Annotated in this window: 15 protein-coding genes and 1 pseudogene; 5 read left to right on the top strand and 11 right to left on the bottom strand. The window is 74.7% G+C overall.

From position 1 onward, the window contains the following. Positions 1-22 precede the first annotated feature (22 nt). The 7 genes from glmM to ACGFIZ_RS02840 form a co-directional block, all read right to left on the bottom strand. On the bottom strand, positions 23-1378 hold the full coding sequence (gene glmM / locus ACGFIZ_RS02870; protein ID WP_393415121.1) for a phosphoglucosamine mutase: 1356 nt from the start codon (positions 1376-1378) through the stop codon (positions 23-25). A 116-nt stretch (positions 1379-1494) separates the two neighbouring features. Beyond that, the gene (gene rpsI, locus ACGFIZ_RS02865; RefSeq protein ID WP_145773639.1) at positions 1495-1959 is read right to left on the bottom strand and encodes a 30S ribosomal protein S9; all 465 of its coding nucleotides are present in this window, start codon (positions 1957-1959) and stop codon (positions 1495-1497) included. A 20-nt stretch (positions 1960-1979) separates the two neighbouring features. Next, on the bottom strand, positions 1980-2423 hold the full coding sequence (gene rplM, locus ACGFIZ_RS02860) for a 50S ribosomal protein L13 (protein ID WP_347666521.1): 444 nt from the start codon (positions 2421-2423) through the stop codon (positions 1980-1982). A 209-nt stretch (positions 2424-2632) separates the two neighbouring features. Further along, positions 2633-4006, bottom strand: a complete 1374-nt coding sequence (locus ACGFIZ_RS02855) for a nitrate/nitrite transporter (protein ID WP_393415117.1) — start codon at positions 4004-4006, stop codon at positions 2633-2635. Positions 4007-4128: 122 nt separating this feature from the next. Beyond that, positions 4129-4422 carry a hypothetical protein gene (locus tag ACGFIZ_RS02850; RefSeq protein WP_393415114.1) on the bottom strand — a complete coding sequence of 98 codons (294 nt, stop codon included), beginning with the start codon at positions 4420-4422 and terminating at the stop codon, positions 4129-4131. Then, on the bottom strand, positions 4412-4672 hold the full coding sequence (locus ACGFIZ_RS02845; protein WP_265007346.1) for a DUF6364 family protein: 261 nt from the start codon (positions 4670-4672) through the stop codon (positions 4412-4414). Before ACGFIZ_RS02845 ends, ACGFIZ_RS02850 begins: the two co-directional genes overlap by 11 nt. Positions 4673-4778: 106 nt before the next feature. Beyond that, the gene (locus ACGFIZ_RS02840) at positions 4779-5474 is read right to left on the bottom strand and encodes a class I SAM-dependent methyltransferase (RefSeq protein WP_393415112.1); all 696 of its coding nucleotides are present in this window, start codon (positions 5472-5474) and stop codon (positions 4779-4781) included. 146 nt (positions 5475-5620) lie between these two features. Between ACGFIZ_RS02840 and ACGFIZ_RS02835 the strand changes: the two genes are divergently transcribed. Genes ACGFIZ_RS02835 through ACGFIZ_RS02815 form a run of 5 tightly spaced genes read left to right on the top strand, consistent with a single transcriptional unit; the run spans position 5621 to position 13185 of the window. Further along, on the top strand, positions 5621-7741 hold the full coding sequence (locus tag ACGFIZ_RS02835; protein ID WP_393415109.1) for a molybdopterin oxidoreductase family protein: 2121 nt from the start codon (positions 5621-5623) through the stop codon (positions 7739-7741). Then, a complete protein-coding gene (locus tag ACGFIZ_RS02830; RefSeq protein ID WP_393415106.1) occupies positions 7738-9222 on the top strand; it encodes an FAD-dependent oxidoreductase in 1485 nt (494 codons plus the stop codon). The genes ACGFIZ_RS02835 and ACGFIZ_RS02830 overlap by 4 nt, the downstream gene beginning before the upstream one ends. After that, the gene (nirB, locus tag ACGFIZ_RS02825) at positions 9219-11756 is read left to right on the top strand and encodes a nitrite reductase large subunit NirB (RefSeq protein WP_393415102.1); all 2538 of its coding nucleotides are present in this window, start codon (positions 9219-9221) and stop codon (positions 11754-11756) included. Before ACGFIZ_RS02830 ends, nirB begins: the two co-directional genes overlap by 4 nt. Beyond that, positions 11753-12097 carry a nitrite reductase small subunit NirD gene (nirD, locus tag ACGFIZ_RS02820; RefSeq protein WP_347666529.1) on the top strand — a complete coding sequence of 115 codons (345 nt, stop codon included), beginning with the start codon at positions 11753-11755 and terminating at the stop codon, positions 12095-12097. The genes nirB and nirD overlap by 4 nt, the downstream gene beginning before the upstream one ends. Further along, the gene (locus ACGFIZ_RS02815; RefSeq protein WP_393415098.1) at positions 12097-13185 is read left to right on the top strand and encodes a uroporphyrinogen-III synthase; all 1089 of its coding nucleotides are present in this window, start codon (positions 12097-12099) and stop codon (positions 13183-13185) included. The genes nirD and ACGFIZ_RS02815 overlap by 1 nt, the downstream gene beginning before the upstream one ends. A gap of 65 nt (positions 13186-13250) precedes the next feature. Here ACGFIZ_RS02815 and ACGFIZ_RS02810 read toward each other — a convergent pair whose 3' ends face one another. From ACGFIZ_RS02810 to ACGFIZ_RS02795, 4 genes and pseudogenes are all read right to left on the bottom strand, one after another. Next, entirely contained in the window at positions 13251-13871 is a 621-nt protein-coding gene (locus ACGFIZ_RS02810; protein WP_393415095.1) for an ATP/GTP-binding protein, read from the bottom strand. Beyond that, complete coding sequence (locus ACGFIZ_RS02805; RefSeq protein ID WP_393415092.1) at positions 13852-14217, bottom strand: DUF742 domain-containing protein; 366 nt, start codon at positions 14215-14217, stop codon at positions 13852-13854. The genes ACGFIZ_RS02810 and ACGFIZ_RS02805 overlap by 20 nt, the downstream gene beginning before the upstream one ends. Before the next feature lie 66 nt (positions 14218-14283). Beyond that, positions 14284-14691, bottom strand: a complete 408-nt coding sequence (locus tag ACGFIZ_RS02800) for a roadblock/LC7 domain-containing protein (RefSeq protein WP_043965587.1) — start codon at positions 14689-14691, stop codon at positions 14284-14286. Then, a pseudogene (locus tag ACGFIZ_RS02795) lies at positions 14688-15472 on the bottom strand (ATPase); the annotation flags it as partial. The gene ACGFIZ_RS02800 and the pseudogene ACGFIZ_RS02795, both read right to left, overlap by 4 nt.

The following is a 15472-nucleotide window of genomic DNA, read 5'->3' as shown; positions in this document are numbered from 1 at the left end:
CCCGGGGCCGGGCACCGGCGGGTCAGGCGGTGGGACTGGCGGCCCGGACCCGCTCGGCGATGCGCTCGGCGACCTCCCGGGCGGTCGTCTCCGTGGCCGCCTCCACCATCACCCGCACCAGCGGCTCGGTGCCGGAGGGACGCAGCAGCACCCGGCCGCTCTCGCCCAGCTCCGCCTCGGCCCGCTCGACCTCGGCCCGGACGGCCGGCGCGGCGGCGCCGACGGTACGGTCCCCGACCGGCACGTTGATCAGCACCTGGGGCAGCCTGGTCACCACCGAGGCCAGTTCGGCCAGGGACTTCCCGGTGGCGGCCAGCCGGGCCATCAGGTGCAGCCCGGTCAGCACCCCGTCGCCGGTGGTGGCGTACGCCGGCATGACGATGTGCCCGCTCTGCTCGCCGCCGAGGGCCAGCCCGGAGGCGCGCAGCTCCTCCAGCACGTACCGGTCGCCGACCTTGGTCTCGACCAGCCGGATGCCCTGCGCGGACATGGCCAGGCGCAGGCCGAGGTTGCTCATCACCGTGGCGACGAGGGTGTCGTCGGTGAGCTCGCCGGCCTCGCGCATGGCCAGGGCGAGGATCGCCATCACCTGGTCGCCGTCGACCTCGTCGCCGTCGGCGGTGACCGCGACGCACCGGTCGGCGTCGCCGTCGTGGGCGATGCCCAGGTGGGCGCCGTGCTCGACCACCGCGGCGCGCAGCGCCGCGATGTGGTTCGACCCGCACTCGTCGTTGATGTTGAGCCCGTCCGGCTCGGCGTGGATCGCGACGACCTCGGCCCCCGCCTCCCGGTACACCACGGGGGCCACCTCGGCCGCCGCGCCGTTGGCGCAGTCAACCACGACCTTGATCCCGTCGAGGCGGTACGGCACCGTGTTGACCAGGTGCTGGACGTAGTGGTCGGCGCCGTCGAGCAGGTCGTGCACCCGCCCCACCCCGGCGCCCGTCGGCCGGTCCCACGCGCTGGCGGCGTTCGCCTCGACGGCCGCCTCGATCCGCGCCTCGATCTCGTCCGGCAGCTTGTGCCCGCCGGCCGCGAACAGCTTGATCCCGTTGTCGGGCATCGGGTTGTGCGACGCGGAGAGCATGACGCCCAGGTCGGCCTTGGCCTCGGCGGTGAGGAACGCCACCGCCGGGGTGGGCAGCACGCCGACCCGCACGACGTTGGCGCCGGCGCTGGTGAGCCCGGCCACCACGGCGGCCTCCAGCATCTCGCCGCTGGCCCGGGTGTCCCGGCCGACGACGGCCAGCGGCGGATGGCTCCGGTCCGACTCGGCCAGTGTGTGGGCGGCGGCGACCGCCACCGCGAGCGCCAGCTCGGGAGTGAGATCCGCGTTCGCCCGCCCGCGTACGCCGTCCGTGCCGAACAACCGGCCCATACCCGCCAACCTCCGAGGAAACGGTGCAACCAGGAAAAGCGGAACGGCCGGGCCACCTCCCCGTGGAGGGGAGGCGGACCCGGCCGTTCGTCAGAAGTACAACGCGACGCTGATGGTCAGCGCTTCGAGTACTGGGGCGCCTTACGGGCCTTCTTGAGGCCGTACTTCTTGCTCTCCTTGACCCGGGCGTCGCGGGTCAGGAAGCCGGCCTTCTTCAGGGCCGGGCGGTCGTCCGGCTCGCTGACGATCAGCGCGCGGGCGATGGCGAGCCGCAGCGCACCGGCCTGGCCGGTGGTGCCGCCGCCCCGCAGGTTGGCGATGACGTCGAACGCCTCGGCCTTCTCGGCGGTCACCAGCGGGTCCTTGATGAGCTGCTGGTGCACCTTGCTCGGGAAGTAGGCCTCGAGGTCACGGCCGTTGCAGGTGATCTTGCCGCTGCCCGGGACGATACGGACCCGGACGATGGCCTCCTTGCGCCGACCCACGGTCTGGATCGGCCGGTCGCCACGGGGCGCGCGGGCGACGGGCGCCGGCGCCTCGGCGGCCTCGGGGGCAACCTCGGTGGCGGTGATGTCGGTCATGCTGATTCCTTCGCCCGCGCTCACTGCGCGATCTGCTTGATCTCGAACGGCACCGGCTGCTGCGCGCCGTGCGGGTGCTCGGCACCGGCGTAGACCTTCAGCTTCTTGATCAGCTGACGGCCGAGCTTGTTGTGCGGGAGCATCCCCTTCACGGCCAGCTCGATGGCCCGCTCGGGACGCTTGCTGAGCAGCTCCTCGTAGCCGACCTGCTTGAGGCCGCCCGGGTATCCGGAGTGGCGGTAAGCGACCTTGGTCTGGCGCTTGTTGCCGGTCAGCGCGACCTTGCCCGCGTTCACGACGACGACGAAGTCGCCCGTGTCGACGTGCGGCGCGAAAGTCGGCTTGTGCTTACCGCGCAGCAGCGTGGCGGCGTGGGTGGCCAGGCGGCCCAGCACGACATCAGAGGCGTCGATGACGTGCCACTGACGCTCGATCTCACCCGGCTTCGGGCTGTACGTACGCACAGGTCTACCTTGTCTCGTCGTCGGTCTGGGATTGCGCGCCGAGGTGACCGGGACTTCCCGGCCGGACCAGCGCGCACGAACGACCAAGCGTACCTGATGTGGCACGCCTCTGGATGTCGTACAACAGCAGGCAACGATACCCGGCGCCCGGTCGGCAGGTCAAAACGGGGTACCACGCCGCGCGGCCTGCTCCTTTCCGATGGTGCAGGTCACACGCCGGACAGCCTACGCGGCCCCGGCCGCAGGTACACCACCCAGGTCACGACGAAGCAGAGGGCGTACCAGCCGATGAAGGTCAGGTAGGCGGCGTCCGCCGTTCCGGAGGCGAGGAAGGACTGCCGGAAGGCCACGTTCACCAGCACCCCACCCGAGGCGCCGACCGCCCCCGCGATGCCGATCAGCGCCCCGGACAGCCGCCGGCTCCGGCGCTCGGCCGCCGCCCGGTCCCCGGTCCGCTCCGCCTCGGCGACCGCGCGGGCCCGGAAGATCGCCGGGATCATCTTGTACGTCGACCCGTTGCCGATCCCGGAGAACACGAAGAGCGCCAGGAACCCGGCGAGGTAGAGCGGGAACGACCGCTCCCGCGCGGCGTACAGCACCGCAGCAGCGCCCGCGGCCATGGCGACGAAGTTCCAGAAGGTGACCCGCGCCCCGCCGAGCCGGTCGGCGAGCTGGCCGCCGAGCGGCCGGATCAGCGAGCCGATCAGCGGCCCGAGGAAGGTCAGCCAGGCGGCGTCGACCGGGGTGGGGAACCGGTCGTGGAACTGGAGCTGGAGCACCTGGCCGAAGGCGAAGCCGAAGCCGATGAACGAGCCGAAGGTGCCGAGGTAGAGCAGGGACATCACCCACGTGTGCGGGTCGCGGGCGGCCGTCCGCAGCGCCCCCGGCTCGTTGCGCGCCCCGGGAACGTTGTCCAGCCAGCGCGCCGAGGCGAGGGCCGCGACCACGATCAGCGGCAGGTAGACCGCCGGCACCAGCCGGGGGTACGCGGCCCCGGCGGCGGCCATCACCGCCAGCCCGACGAGCTGCACCGCCGGCACGCCGAGGTTTCCGCCGCCGGCGTTGAGGCCGAGCGCCCGCCCCTTGAGCCGCTCCGGGAAGAACTGGTTGATGTTCGCCATCGAGGAGGCGAAGTTGCCCCCGCCGACCCCGGTCAGGCAGGCCAGCACCATGAGCGTCGAGTACGACACCCCCGGCTCGATCAGCACCGCCATCGGCACCGCGGGCACCAGCAGCAGCAACGCGCTGACGATCGTCCAGTTCCGGCCGCCGAACCGGGCCACCGCCAGGGTGTACGGCAGCCGCAGCACCGCGCCAAGGGCGGCCGGCACGGCGGTGAGCAGGAACTTCCCTGCCGGATCGATCCCGTACTCGGGGCCGAGGAAGAGCACCATCACCGACCAGAGGCTCCACACGGAGAAGCCGACGTGCTCGGCGAAGATCGAGACATACAGGTTCCGGCGGGCGATCGGGGCGCCGGTGGTCGCCCAGAATTCGGGGTCCTCGGGGCGCCAGTCGGTGATCCGCCGCCGGCGCCCGGGGGCGTCCGGGGCCAGGGACCTGGTGGAAGCGAGCGTGCTCACGGCGACTCCTCCTCGTCGGTGACGAGGGGGACGCTAGGAACGGGCGGTTTCCCGGCGGTGCCCGTCGCGCGTCGGCCCGGAAACGGAGACCGCACGTTCGCCGGGAGCCGGCGGTGAGACGTTCACAGCTCCTGGAGGATGCGCAGCGCCCGGCCCACCCGTTGCATGGTCTCGGTGTCGGCCACGTCCACGCACTCGGTGAACCACTGCTTCAGCGGCGCGGAGAGGCGGTCGGGCATCACCACGTGCCCGCCCATGGGCACCGCCAGGGGCGAGTCCCGCAGCAGCGACTCCTCGACCACCTCGGCCACGATCACGATCGGCACGTCGGTGGAGTTGTAGACGTCGGAACTGATGACCAGCCCGAGCCGTTCCCGGGCGCCGGAGATGCGCCAGACCTCTCCCCTACGCAGCACGCGGGCGCCCGCCGCCGAAGAGGGCGTCGTCGACCATGGCGGCCTCCTGGGCGTCGGCCAGGGCGGCGGACTCCAGGTCCAGGCCGGCGCGTCCGACTGCGGCGGCGTGCGCGGTGAAGACCTCGCGCAGCGCCTTCTCCCGGGCGGCCTGGTCCATCCAGGCGGAGAGGGAGAGGCCCTCCCGCTTGGCGAACCGGCGCGCCTCCTCGATCGTCTCGTCGGAGAACGACAGTGTCACCTTGGCGGTCATGCCGGAGAGATTACCCACTGGTATGACCGCCAGTCGTCCCCGCTCGCACCCGTCGGTGAACGGGACAACCCGACCCGCCGGGGCCGTCAGGGCGGCGACCAGGCCGTCAGGGGCGGCGACCGCCGAAGACGGCGAAGCGCCACTCCTTGAAGAAGCAGTCCACGTCCGCCAGGCCGGCCTCGGTCAGCCAGCGGCACTGGTCGGCCACCGGCGCCGGGCGGTCGTGGCGCATCCGCTCCCGGGCCGCGGCGATCTCCTCGGCGTCCGAGCCCAACTCGGTGATCCGGGCCGTCCAGACCTCGTCGTAGCGCCTGTCCAGCGCCGGGGTCGGGCCGGCGACCTGTTCGGCGTTGACGAACACGCCGCCCGGCGCCAGCGCCTCGGCCGCCCGCCGGTAGAGCGCCTGCTTGCCGTCGTCGGCGAGGTGGTGGATGGCCAGGGCGGAGACCACCGCGTCGTACCGGCCCGCGGGCAGCGGATCGGTCAGGTCGGCGAGCACCGTCCGGTGCGGCACGTCCCGGGCGGCCAGGTGCCCGGCGGCCACCGCAAGCATGCCCGCCGCGCCGTCGACCAGGGTCAGCCGGATGCCCGGGACCGCCGCGGCGAGCAGCAGGGAGAGCAGGCCGGTGCCCGCGCCCAGGTCCAGCACCTCGGGGGTACGCCCCGACGCGAGCGCCGCCCGCAGCGGCGGCGCGGCCACCTGGACGGCCGTGCCGTAGAACGCGTCGAAGCAGGGCACCAGCCGGCGCCGGGCCTCGTCGTAGCTGCCCGCGACGGCGTCGAACGCCTCCGCCACACTCATCCCGTCTCCCATTATCTAGGATTTTTGTCCCACATTCTAAACCACGCGGCCCGGCCCGTCGCTCCCGTGCGGTGTGAGGCGCTCTTGACAGGACCGAAACAAAAGGGACCCGGACCGGAAACCGCCCGGCGGCACGCTCTCTTGGCATGACACAGGGTGCGCGCGTGACGACACGACCGGGGACACCGTCCCGGGAGGCGGCCACGCACTGCCCGTACTGCGCCCTCCAGTGCGGCATGGTGCTGCGCGAGAACGGGCGGCGGGTCGAGGTGCTCCCCCGGCAGTTCCCCACCAACCGGGGCGGCCTCTGCCAGAAGGGCTGGACCGCCGCCGAGCTGCTCGACCACCCGGACCGGCTCACCACCCCGCTGGTGCGGGACCGCCGCGGCGGCGAACTGCGCCCGGCGAGCTGGGACGAGGCCCTCGACCGGGTGGCCACCGGGATCCGCGCCGTCCAGGACCGGTACGGGCGGGACGCGGTCGCGGTCTTCGGCGGCGGCGGGCTGACCAACGAGAAGGCGTACGCGCTCGGCAAGTTCGCCCGGGTGGCGCTGCGTACCCGGCACATCGACTACAACGGCCGCTGGTGCATGTCCTCGGCCGCGGCGGCCGGGCTGCGCGCCTTCGGCGTCGACCGGGGGCTGCCCTTCCCCCTCGCCGACCTCGGCCGGGCGGAGACCCTGCTGCTGGTCGGCGCGAACCCGGCCGAGACCATGCCGCCGCTGCTGCGCCACCTCGCCGACCAGCGCGCCCGGGGCGGCCGGCTGATCGTGGTCGACCCCCGGCTCACCGCCACCGCCCGCCAGGCCGACCTGCACCTGCAACCACTCCCCGGCACCGACCTGGCGGTGGCCAACGCGCTGCTGCACATCGCGCTCTCCGAGGGCTGGGTCGACCGGGCGTACGTGGCCGAGCGGACCAGCGGCTTCGACGAGGTCCGGCGGACCGTGGCGGGATACTGGCCGGCCGAGGTGGAACGCCTCTCCGGGGTGCCGGTGGCCGACCTGGAGGCGACCGCCCGGGCGCTGGCCACCGTGGACCGCGCGATCGTCCTCACCGCCCGGGGCGCGGAACAGCACGCCAAGGGCGTGGACACCGTCGCCGCGTTCATCAACCTGACGCTCGCCCTGGGCCTGCCAGGCCGCCCCGGCTCCGGGTACGGCTGCCTCACCGGCCAGGGCAACGGCCAGGGCGGCCGGGAACACGGGCAGAAGGCCGACCAGCTCCCCGGCTACCGGCGGATCGACGATCCGGCGGCCCGGGAGCACGTGGCGCGGGTCTGGGGCGTACCCGCCGAGGACCTGCCCGGGCCGGGCGTCCCCGCGTACGCGCTGCTGGACTCCCTCGGCACCGCGACCGGCCCCCGGGCGCTGCTGGTCTTCGGCTCCAACCCGGTGGTGTCCGCGCCCCGGGCGGCCCGGATCGAGTCCCGGCTGCGCGACCTGGACCTGCTGGTGGTGGCCGACTTCCTGCGCTCCGAGACCGCCGAGCTGGCCGACGTGGTGCTGCCCGTCGCCCAGTGGGCCGAGGAGGACGGCACGATGACCAACCTGGAGGGTCGGGTGCTGCGCCGGCGGGCGCTGCGGGAGCCGCCCGCCGGGGTCCGTACCGACCTGGCCGTGCTCGCCGCCCTGGCCGCCCGCCTGGAAGGAGGGGCCGCCGGCGGCGAGGGCTTCCCGACCGACCCGCGTGCGGTGTTCGAGGAGCTGCGCCGGGCCTCAGCCGGCGGACCGGCGGACTACGCCGGGGTGACCTGGGATCGGGTCGAGCGGGACGACGGCGTCTTCTGGCCCTGTCCCGACCCGGACGGGCCCGACACGCCCCGGCTCTTCGCCGACTCCTTCCCCACCCCGGACGGGCGCGCCCGGTTCCACGCCGTGACGCACCGGCCCGCCGCGGAGGCGGTGTCCGCCGAGTACCCGCTGCACTTCACCACCGGCCGGGTGCTCGCCCAGTACCAGTCCGGCGCGCAGACCCGCCGGGTCGACGCGCTGCGCCGGGCCGCCCCCAACGGCTTCGTCGAGCTGCACCCGGACCTGGCCGACCGGCTCGGCGTGACCGAGGGCGACGAGGTGCGGGTGGTCTCCCGCCGGGGCGAGCTGCGGGCGCCGGCCCGGGTCAGCCCGGCGATCCGGCCGGACACCGTCTTCGCCCCGTTCCACTGGCCGGGCGCGGCCCGGGCCAACTCGGTCACCAACGACGCCGTCGATCCGATCTCCGGCATGCCGGAGTTCAAGATCTGCGCGGTCCGAGTGGAGAGAGCATGAGCGAGCGAGTGGTCGTCGTCGGGTACGGGATGGCGGGCGCGCGGCTCGCCGCCGAGCTGCACGCGCGGGACGGGGACCGGAAGGTCACCGTGCTCGGCGCGGAGCCGCACCGGGCCTACAACCGGATCATGCTCTCCACCCTGCTCGCCGGGAAGATCGACGAGCCGGACGTGGAGCTGACCCACGTCACCGGGCAGGGCGTGGACGTCCGGACCGGGGTGGCGGTCACCGCGATCGACCGGGCCGCCCGGGAGGTGCACACGGCCGACGGCGACCGGCACGGCTACGACCACCTGGTCCTCGCCACCGGCAGCCGCGCCGTGGTGCCGCCGCTGCCCGGGCTCGACCCGCTGCCCGACCGGGTGATCCCGTTCCGCACCCTGGACGACTGCCGGCGGATCCTCGCCGCCGCCCGGGACGCCCGCCGCGTCCTGGTGCTCGGCGGCGGGCTGCTCGGTCTGGAGGCGGCCCGCGGGCTCGCCGCCCGGGGGCTGGACGTGACGGTGGTGCACCCGACCGGCTGGCTGATGGAACGGCAGCTCGACGCGACCGCCGGGACGATGCTCGCCGGCACCCTCGCCGGGCTCGGCGTACGGACCGCGCTGGCCGTCCCGGCGATCGGGGTGGCCGCCGACTCCCACGGGGTCCGCCTCGACCTCGCCGACGGCCGCTCGCTCGACGCCGACCTGCTGGTCCTCTCCTGCGGCGTACGCCCCGACACCGCCCTGGCCGCCGCGGCCGGGCTGACCGTGGACCGGGGTGTGGTGGTGGACGACCGGATGCGGACCAGCGACCCGCACGTCTCGGCGATCGGCGACTGCGCCCAGCACGCCGGCGCGCTGACCGGGCTGGTCGCCCCCGCCTGGGCGCAGGCGCGGGTGGTGGCCCAGGTGCTGGCCGGGGACGAGCCGCAGGCCCGGTACCGGCCCCGCCCGGTGGTGACCCGACTCAAGGCGGCCGGCATCGACCTGGCCGCGATGGGCGACGCCGCCGACACCGCGCCGGACGACGGCGGCGACCACGGCGGAGCGGTCGAGGAGCTGACCTTCGCGGACCCGGCCCGCGGCACGTACGCCCGGCTGCGGATCCGCGACGACCGGTTGACCGGGGCGATCCTGCTCGGCGACAACCCGGCCGTCGGCACGGTGGTGCAGCTCTTCGACCGGGGTGGCCCGGTGCCGGCGGACCGCCGGTCGCTGCTGCTCGGGCGGGCGTTCGGCGCCGCCCCGGCCACCCCGGCCGCGTCCCCGGCGCTGATGCCGGACGCGGCCACGGTGTGCCAGTGCAACGACGTCAGCAAGGGCGCGCTGGTGGCCTGCTGGCGCTCCGGCGCCCGCACCACGGAGGAGTTGTCGGCGGCGACCCGGGCCGGGACCGGCTGCGGCGGCTGCCGGGACGCGGTGGCCGGCATCGCCGAGTGGCTCGCCGGGGCGGAACCGGCGACGGCTGGAACGAGGAACGGCATGGAGGTGACCCGATGAGCGAGCGAACCAGCAGGGTGGTGGTCGTCGGCAACGGCATGGTCGGGCAGCGCTTCGTCGAGGCGTTGCGGGCCCGGGACCACGAGCGGCGCTGGCGGGTGACGGTGCTCGCGGAGGAGCGGCGGCCGGCGTACGACCGGGTGCGGCTCTCGGCCTTCTTCGACGGGGCCAGCGCCGAGGAGCTGAACCTGCACACCCCCGACGACGGGGTGGAGCTGCGCCTGGGCGAGCCGGCCACCGGGATCGACCGGGCCCGGCGGGTGGTGACCACGGCGACCGGCGAGCACCCGTACGACGCCCTGGTGCTGGCCACCGGGTCGTACGCCTTCGTGCCGCCCGTCGACGGCACCGACCTGCCGGGAGTCTTCGTCTACCGGACGCTGGACGATCTGGAGGCCATCCGGGAGCACGCCCGGGGCCGGCGGACCGGCGCGGTGATCGGCGGCGGCCTGCTCGGCCTGGAGGCGGCGAACGCGCTGCGCCTGCTCGACCTGTCCACCAGCGTGGTGGAGTTCGCGCCCCGGCTGATGCCGGTGCAGGTCGACGAGGCCGGCGGGGCGATGCTCCGCCGCTACGTCGAGGAGCTGGGCGTCACCTCGTACCTCGGGGTGGCCACCACCGCCCTGCGCCCCGGCCCGGACGGCGCGGTCGCCGCCCTGGAGCTCTCCGACGGCCGTACGGTCGACGCGGAGCTGGTCGTGGTGGCCGCCGGCATCCGGCCCCGGGACGAGCTGGCCCGGGCGGCCGGGCTACCACTCGGGCCGCGCGGCGGCGTGCTGGTCGACGACACCTGCCGGACGGCCGACGAGCGGATCTGGGCGGTCGGCGAGTGCGCCGCGGTGGACGGCATCTGTCACGGCCTCGTCGCCCCCGGCTACGCGACCGCCGAGGTGGCCGCCGACCGGCTGCTGGGCGGGGCGGCGACCTTCCCCGGCGCGGACACCGCCACCAAGCTGAAGCTGCTCGGCGTGGACGTGGCCTCGTTCGGCGACGCGCACGGCGTCACCCCGGGCTGCCTCGACGTCACCTTCACCGACCCGGCCACCCGCACGTACGCGAAGCTGGTCCTCTCCGACGACGCGCAGACACTGCTCGGCGGCGTGCTGGTCGGCGACGCGAGCGCGTACCCGACGCTGCGGGCCTGTGTCGGCGGGCCGCTGCCCGGTCCTCCGCTGGCGCTGCTGGCGCCGGCCGGTGGCGCGACCGCCGGGGTCGGCGCGCTGCCGGCCGCGGCGCAGGTGTGCTCGTGCAACGCGGTGACCCGCGAGCAGATCGACGCGGCGATCGCGGACGGCGCGGCCGACGTGCCGGCGCTCAAGGCCTGCACCCGGGCGGGCACGAGCTGCGGCTCCTGCGTGCCGATGCTCAAGCAGCTGCTGGACGCTGCCGGGGTGAAGCAGTCCACCGCGCTCTGCGAGCACTTCGACGCCAGCCGGCAGGAGCTGTTCGACATCGTCCGGGTCCGCGGCATCCGCACCTTCTCCCAGCTCATCGCCGAGCACGGGCGGGGGCGCGGCTGCGACATCTGCAAGCCCGTGGTGGCCTCGATCCTCGCCTCGCTCGGCACCGGGCACGTGCTCGACGGCGAGCAGGCGTCCCTCCAGGACACCAACGACCACTTCCTGGCCAACCTGCAACGCGACGGCAGCTACTCGGTGGTGCCCCGGATCCCGGGTGGGGAGATCACCCCGGAGAAACTCATCGTGATCGGTGAGGTGGCCCGGGACTTCCGGCTCTACACCAAGATCACCGGCGGGCAGCGGATCGACCTGTTCGGGGCCCGGGTCGAGCAGCTCCCGCAGATCTGGCGCCGGCTGGTCGACGCCGGCTTCGAGTCCGGCCACGCGTACGGCAAGGCGCTGCGCACGGTGAAGTCCTGCGTCGGTGAGACCTGGTGCCGGTACGGGGTGCAGGACTCCGTCGGGCTGGCCGTCGCCCTCGAACTGCGCTACCGGGGGCTGCGCGCCCCGCACAAGCTCAAGTCGGCGGTCTCCGGCTGCGCCCGCGAGTGCGCCGAGGCGCGCAGCAAGGACTTCGGCATCATCGCCACCGAGACCGGCTGGAACCTCTACGTCGGTGGCAACGGCGGCTTCCGCCCCCGGCACGCCGACCTGTTCGCCACCGACCTGAGCACCGAGGAGCTGGTCCGGCTGATCGACCGGTTCCTGATGTACTACATCCGCACCGCCGACCGGTTGCAGCGCACCGCCGCCTGGATCGAGGCGATGGACGGCGGCCTCGACCACCTGCGCTCGGTGATCGTGGACGACTCGCTCGGGCTCTGCGCCGAACTCGACGCGGCGATGGCCCGGCACGTCGCGTCGTACTCCGACGAGTGGCGGGACGTCCTGGAGGACCCGGAGCGGCTGCGCCGCTTCACCTCCTTCGTCAACGCCCCCGACGTACCCGACTCGTCCATCACGTTCGCCGTCGAACGCGGCCAGCCGGTGCCCGCACGCGGGGCACCGCCGACGGCCGCCGCCGACCGCCACCGCCAGCCCGTCACCCTGGGACTCCCGGAGGTTCGCCGATGACCGCGCCGACCATGTTGGACTGGGCAGTGGTCTGCCCGCTCGACCTGCTGGACCCGGACCGGGGGGTGGCCGCGCTGGTCGACGGCGTGCAGGTCGCGCTCGTCCGGACCGGCGGCGAGCTGTACGCGGTCGACAACCTCGACCCGGTCGGCGGCGCGTACGTGATGTCCCGCGGGATCGTGGGCAGCCGCGGCGGCGTGCCCACGCTCGCCTCCCCGCTGCACAAGCAGGTCTACGACCTGCGGACCGGGCGGTGCCTGGACCGCCCGGACGTGGCGCTGCGGCGGCACGAGGTGCGCTGCCGGGACGGGCTGGTCGAGGTGCGGCTGCGGGAGGAGTGATGCGGGAGGAACTGGCCGGCTTCACCATCGGGGTCACCGCCGACCGGCGGCGCGACGAGTTGGCCACGCTGCTGCAGCGGCGCGGCGCCCGGGTGGTGCTCGCGCCGGCCCTGCGGATCGCCCCGCTGGCCGACGACACCGACCTGCGCGACGCCACCCGGGCGTGCCTCGACCGTCCGCCGGACGTGCTGATGGCGAACACCGGCATCGGGATGCGCGGCTGGCTTGAGGCTGCCGAGGGGTGGGCCCTGGGCGAGCCCCTGCGCGACGTGCTCTCCCGGTCGTACGTGGTCGCCCGCGGTCCGAAGGCGACCGGCGCGATCCGGGCGGCCGGGCTGCGCGAGCACTGGTCCCCGGCCTCGGAGAGCTGCGACGAGGTCGTGGACCACCTGGTGCGGCGTGGGGTGGCGGGCCAGGTCGTCGCGCTCCAACTGCACGGCGAGCGGCAGCCGGAGTGCACCGAGGCGCTGGAGGCGGCCGGGGCCACGGTGATCGAGATCCCCGTCTACCGGTGGGCCCCGCCGGCCGACCCGGCTCCGCTGCACCGGCTGATCGACCTCGTCGCCGGACGGCTGGTGGACGCGGTCACGTTCACCTCCGCCGCGGCCGCCGAGGCGCTGCTGCGCGCCGCCGGGGACCGGACCGAGACGGTGCTGGAGGCGCTACGCGGCGACGTGCTGGCCGGCTGCGTCGGCCCGGTGACCGCGGAACCCCTGATCCGCCGCGGTGTGCCGGTCAGCGCGCCGAGCCGGGCGCGGCTCGGTGCGCTGGTCCGGACCATCGTGGACGAGCTGCCCCAGCGTGCCGTCACCATCCGGGCCGCCGGGCATCTGCTGACCCTGCGCGGGCACGCGGCGGTGGTCGACGGCGAGCTGTGTCCGCTCGCCCCCGCCCCGATGGCGGTGCTGCGGGCGCTGGCCGCGTCCCCGGGGCGGGTGCTGTCCCGCACCGTGCTGCTGCGCACGCTGCCACGCGGCGCCGACGAGCACGCGGTGGAGATGGCGGTGGCCCGGCTGCGGGCCGGGCTGGGCGCGCCCCGGGTGGTGCAGACGGTCGTCAAGCGCGGCTATCGCCTGCGGGTGGACTGAGCGCGGCCACCGCCGCCGGGTCGGCTTGAGCGCGGCTCAGCGCCGGCCCGGGGTGGAGCGTGGCCTCAGACCCGGGCCGGGTAGCCCCGGCCGTGCTCGGCCTGCAGCCGCATCATCGCGTGCTCGACGACCGTGACCAGCACCTGCTTCACCGCCTCGCGGTGCCGGGCGTCGGTGTGGATGAGCGGCACCTGGGGCGAGATGGCCAGGGCCTCGCGCACCTCGTCCAGCTCGTACTGCGGGGCGTTGTCGAACCGGTTCAGCGCCACCACGTACGGCAGGCCGCGGTTCTCGAAGTAGTCCAGCGGCGCGAACGCGTCGGTGATCCGGCGGGTGTCGACCAGCACCGCCGCGCCCACCGCACCCTTGATGATCTCGTCCCACATGAACCAGAACCGGGTCTGGCCGGGGGTGCCAAAGAGATACAGGATGAGGTCCTCGGCCATGGTGATACGGCCGAAGTCCATGGCGACGGTGGTGGTGTGCTTCCCCGGCACCTTCGACGGATCGTCGATACCGACGCCGGCCGCGGTCATCACCGCCTCGGTGGTCAGCGGAGTGATCTCCGAGACCGCGCCGACCAGAGTGGTCTTGCCCACGCCGAAGCCGCCCGCAATCACGATCTTCGCGGAGGTGATCCCGCGGTTGCGGCGCGCCCCGGCGGGGTCATAGCCTGCGAAGTCCACTTAGCACCCTTCCAAGGATTTCCATCCGCTCCTCGTATCCGTCGGGGGGAGCGGCAGTGTGTAGCGTCAGCAGGTTCTCGGCCACCATGTCGGCGACCAGCACCCGCGCGACGCCGAGCGGCATTCGGGCGTACGCGGCGATCTCCGCGAGCGACTGGGGCCGGCCCTCGCAGATCGTGGCGATGCGGTGCTTGTCGTGGCCCGCGAACCGGGACTCGGCGACCGCGGTCGGGCTGGCGGTCAGCACCGCCTCCAGCGCGATGTTCTGCCGCGGCTCGGTCCGGCCGCGGGTGACCGCATACGGACGTACCAGCGCACCCCGCGGGTCCTCTCGCCGTTGGTCCATCCGCGATCACCTCCTCCCGGTCGGCGCCGTCCCTCGACGCCGTTCGTACTCGTGCCTGCGGCCGCGCTACGCGCGCACCGCGTCGCGGGGCAGCGGCACCAGCGCGGCGCCCACCCGCTCGACCAGCAGCGCCATCTCGTAGCCGACCTGGCCGACGTCACAGCTGCGCGCGGCGAGCACGGCCATCGACGAGCCATCGCTGATCGACATGAGGAACAGGTACCCGCTGTCCATCTCGATTACCGTCTGGAGCACACCGCCCGCGCTGAACATCCGGGCCGCACCCTCGGTCAGGCTCACCACGCCGGACGTGATCGCGGCGAGCTGGTCGGCCCTGTCCGGGGGCAGGTCCCGCGACGAGGCGAGCAGCAGCCCGTCCGCGGACACCGCCACCACGTGCGCGATGCCGGCCACGCTGTCGGCGAAGTTGGTGAGCAGCCAACCCATGTCCTGCATGGCCGCCGGCCTGTTCATCGGTTCGTCTCCTTGGTCGAGGTGCTGTTGAGGTTCCCGCCGGCCGAGCGGCCCCGCTGCACGCCGCGGTGGTAGGCCGACAGCAGGCCGCGTACTTCGTCCGGGCTGCGCCGGGTGCGCTGGCTGCTCTTGGTCTCGATCCCACCGGGGACGAGCTGCGCCTGCGGCACCCGCTTCGGCAGGCCGGAGCGGGTGGTCCCGCCGACATCCGGCTCAGCCGCCCGGCTGGCGCGGGACCAGCCCTCGTCGGCCGCGGTCCGCCAGGCGTCCGGGTCGATCGCCGGGGTGGCGGGCGGGGCGTACGCGGGCGGCGGCGTCGGGGCGGCGGCCGGCGGGGCGGCGACCGTGGGGGCAGGGGCCGCCGTGGGGGCAGGGGCCATGGGCGCGAGGGGTGTGGGGGCGGTGGCCATGGAGGTGGCGCCCGGGACCCGGGTGGCCAGCGTGGGCCGGGGCGCCTCCGCGACGCGCGGCGCGGCCGGCGGCGGCTCCTCGTCGAAGCTGGGCCGCTGGAAGATCGCGGTCGTGTCGTTGCCGTGCGACCGGAACCAGACCGCCTCCATCTCGCGGAAGATCGGCGCCTCGGCCGGCGGGGCCGGCGGGGCCGGCGGGGCCACCGGCACGGCCGGAGCGCTCGGCACCGCGCCCGCGACCGGGCCGGCCGGCAGCACCGGCGCGGCCGGGGCAGCCGGCGCGGCCGGGGCAGCCGGCGCGGCCGGGGCAGCCGGCGCGGCCGGGGCAGCCGGCGCGGCCGGGGCAGCCGGCGCGGCCGGGGCAGCCGGCG

It is taken from the genome of Micromonospora sp. NPDC048830, from assembly GCF_043198215.1.
In the GTDB taxonomy this organism is placed as follows: Bacteria; Actinomycetota; Actinomycetes; order Mycobacteriales; family Micromonosporaceae; genus Micromonospora.
This window is presented reverse-complemented; position numbering and strand designations above follow the sequence as displayed.

What these genes read in the sequence shown, in the direction of transcription:
- glmM (WP_393415121.1), bottom strand. Translation starts at nt 1,378, where the DNA reads ATGGGCCGGTTGTTCGGCACGGACGGCGTACGCGGGCGGGCGAACGCG.
- rpsI (WP_145773639.1), bottom strand. Translation starts at nt 1,959, where the DNA reads ATGACCGACATCACCGCCACCGAGGTTGCCCCCGAGGCCGCCGAGGCG.
- ACGFIZ_RS02845 (WP_265007346.1), bottom strand. Translation starts at nt 4,672, where the DNA reads ATGACCGCCAAGGTGACACTGTCGTTCTCCGACGAGACGATCGAGGAG.
- ACGFIZ_RS02840 (WP_393415112.1), bottom strand. Translation starts at nt 5,474, where the DNA reads ATGAGTGTGGCGGAGGCGTTCGACGCCGTCGCGGGCAGCTACGACGAG.
- ACGFIZ_RS02835 (WP_393415109.1), top strand. Translation starts at nt 5,621, where the DNA reads ATGACACAGGGTGCGCGCGTGACGACACGACCGGGGACACCGTCCCGG.
- ACGFIZ_RS02830 (WP_393415106.1), top strand. Translation starts at nt 7,738, where the DNA reads ATGAGCGAGCGAGTGGTCGTCGTCGGGTACGGGATGGCGGGCGCGCGG.
- nirB (WP_393415102.1), top strand. Translation starts at nt 9,219, where the DNA reads ATGAGCGAGCGAACCAGCAGGGTGGTGGTCGTCGGCAACGGCATGGTC.
- nirD (WP_347666529.1), top strand. Translation starts at nt 11,753, where the DNA reads ATGACCGCGCCGACCATGTTGGACTGGGCAGTGGTCTGCCCGCTCGAC.
- ACGFIZ_RS02815 (WP_393415098.1), top strand. Translation starts at nt 12,097, where the DNA reads ATGCGGGAGGAACTGGCCGGCTTCACCATCGGGGTCACCGCCGACCGG.
- ACGFIZ_RS02805 (WP_393415092.1), bottom strand. Translation starts at nt 14,217, where the DNA reads ATGGACCAACGGCGAGAGGACCCGCGGGGTGCGCTGGTACGTCCGTAT.
- ACGFIZ_RS02800 (WP_043965587.1), bottom strand. Translation starts at nt 14,691, where the DNA reads ATGAACAGGCCGGCGGCCATGCAGGACATGGGTTGGCTGCTCACCAAC.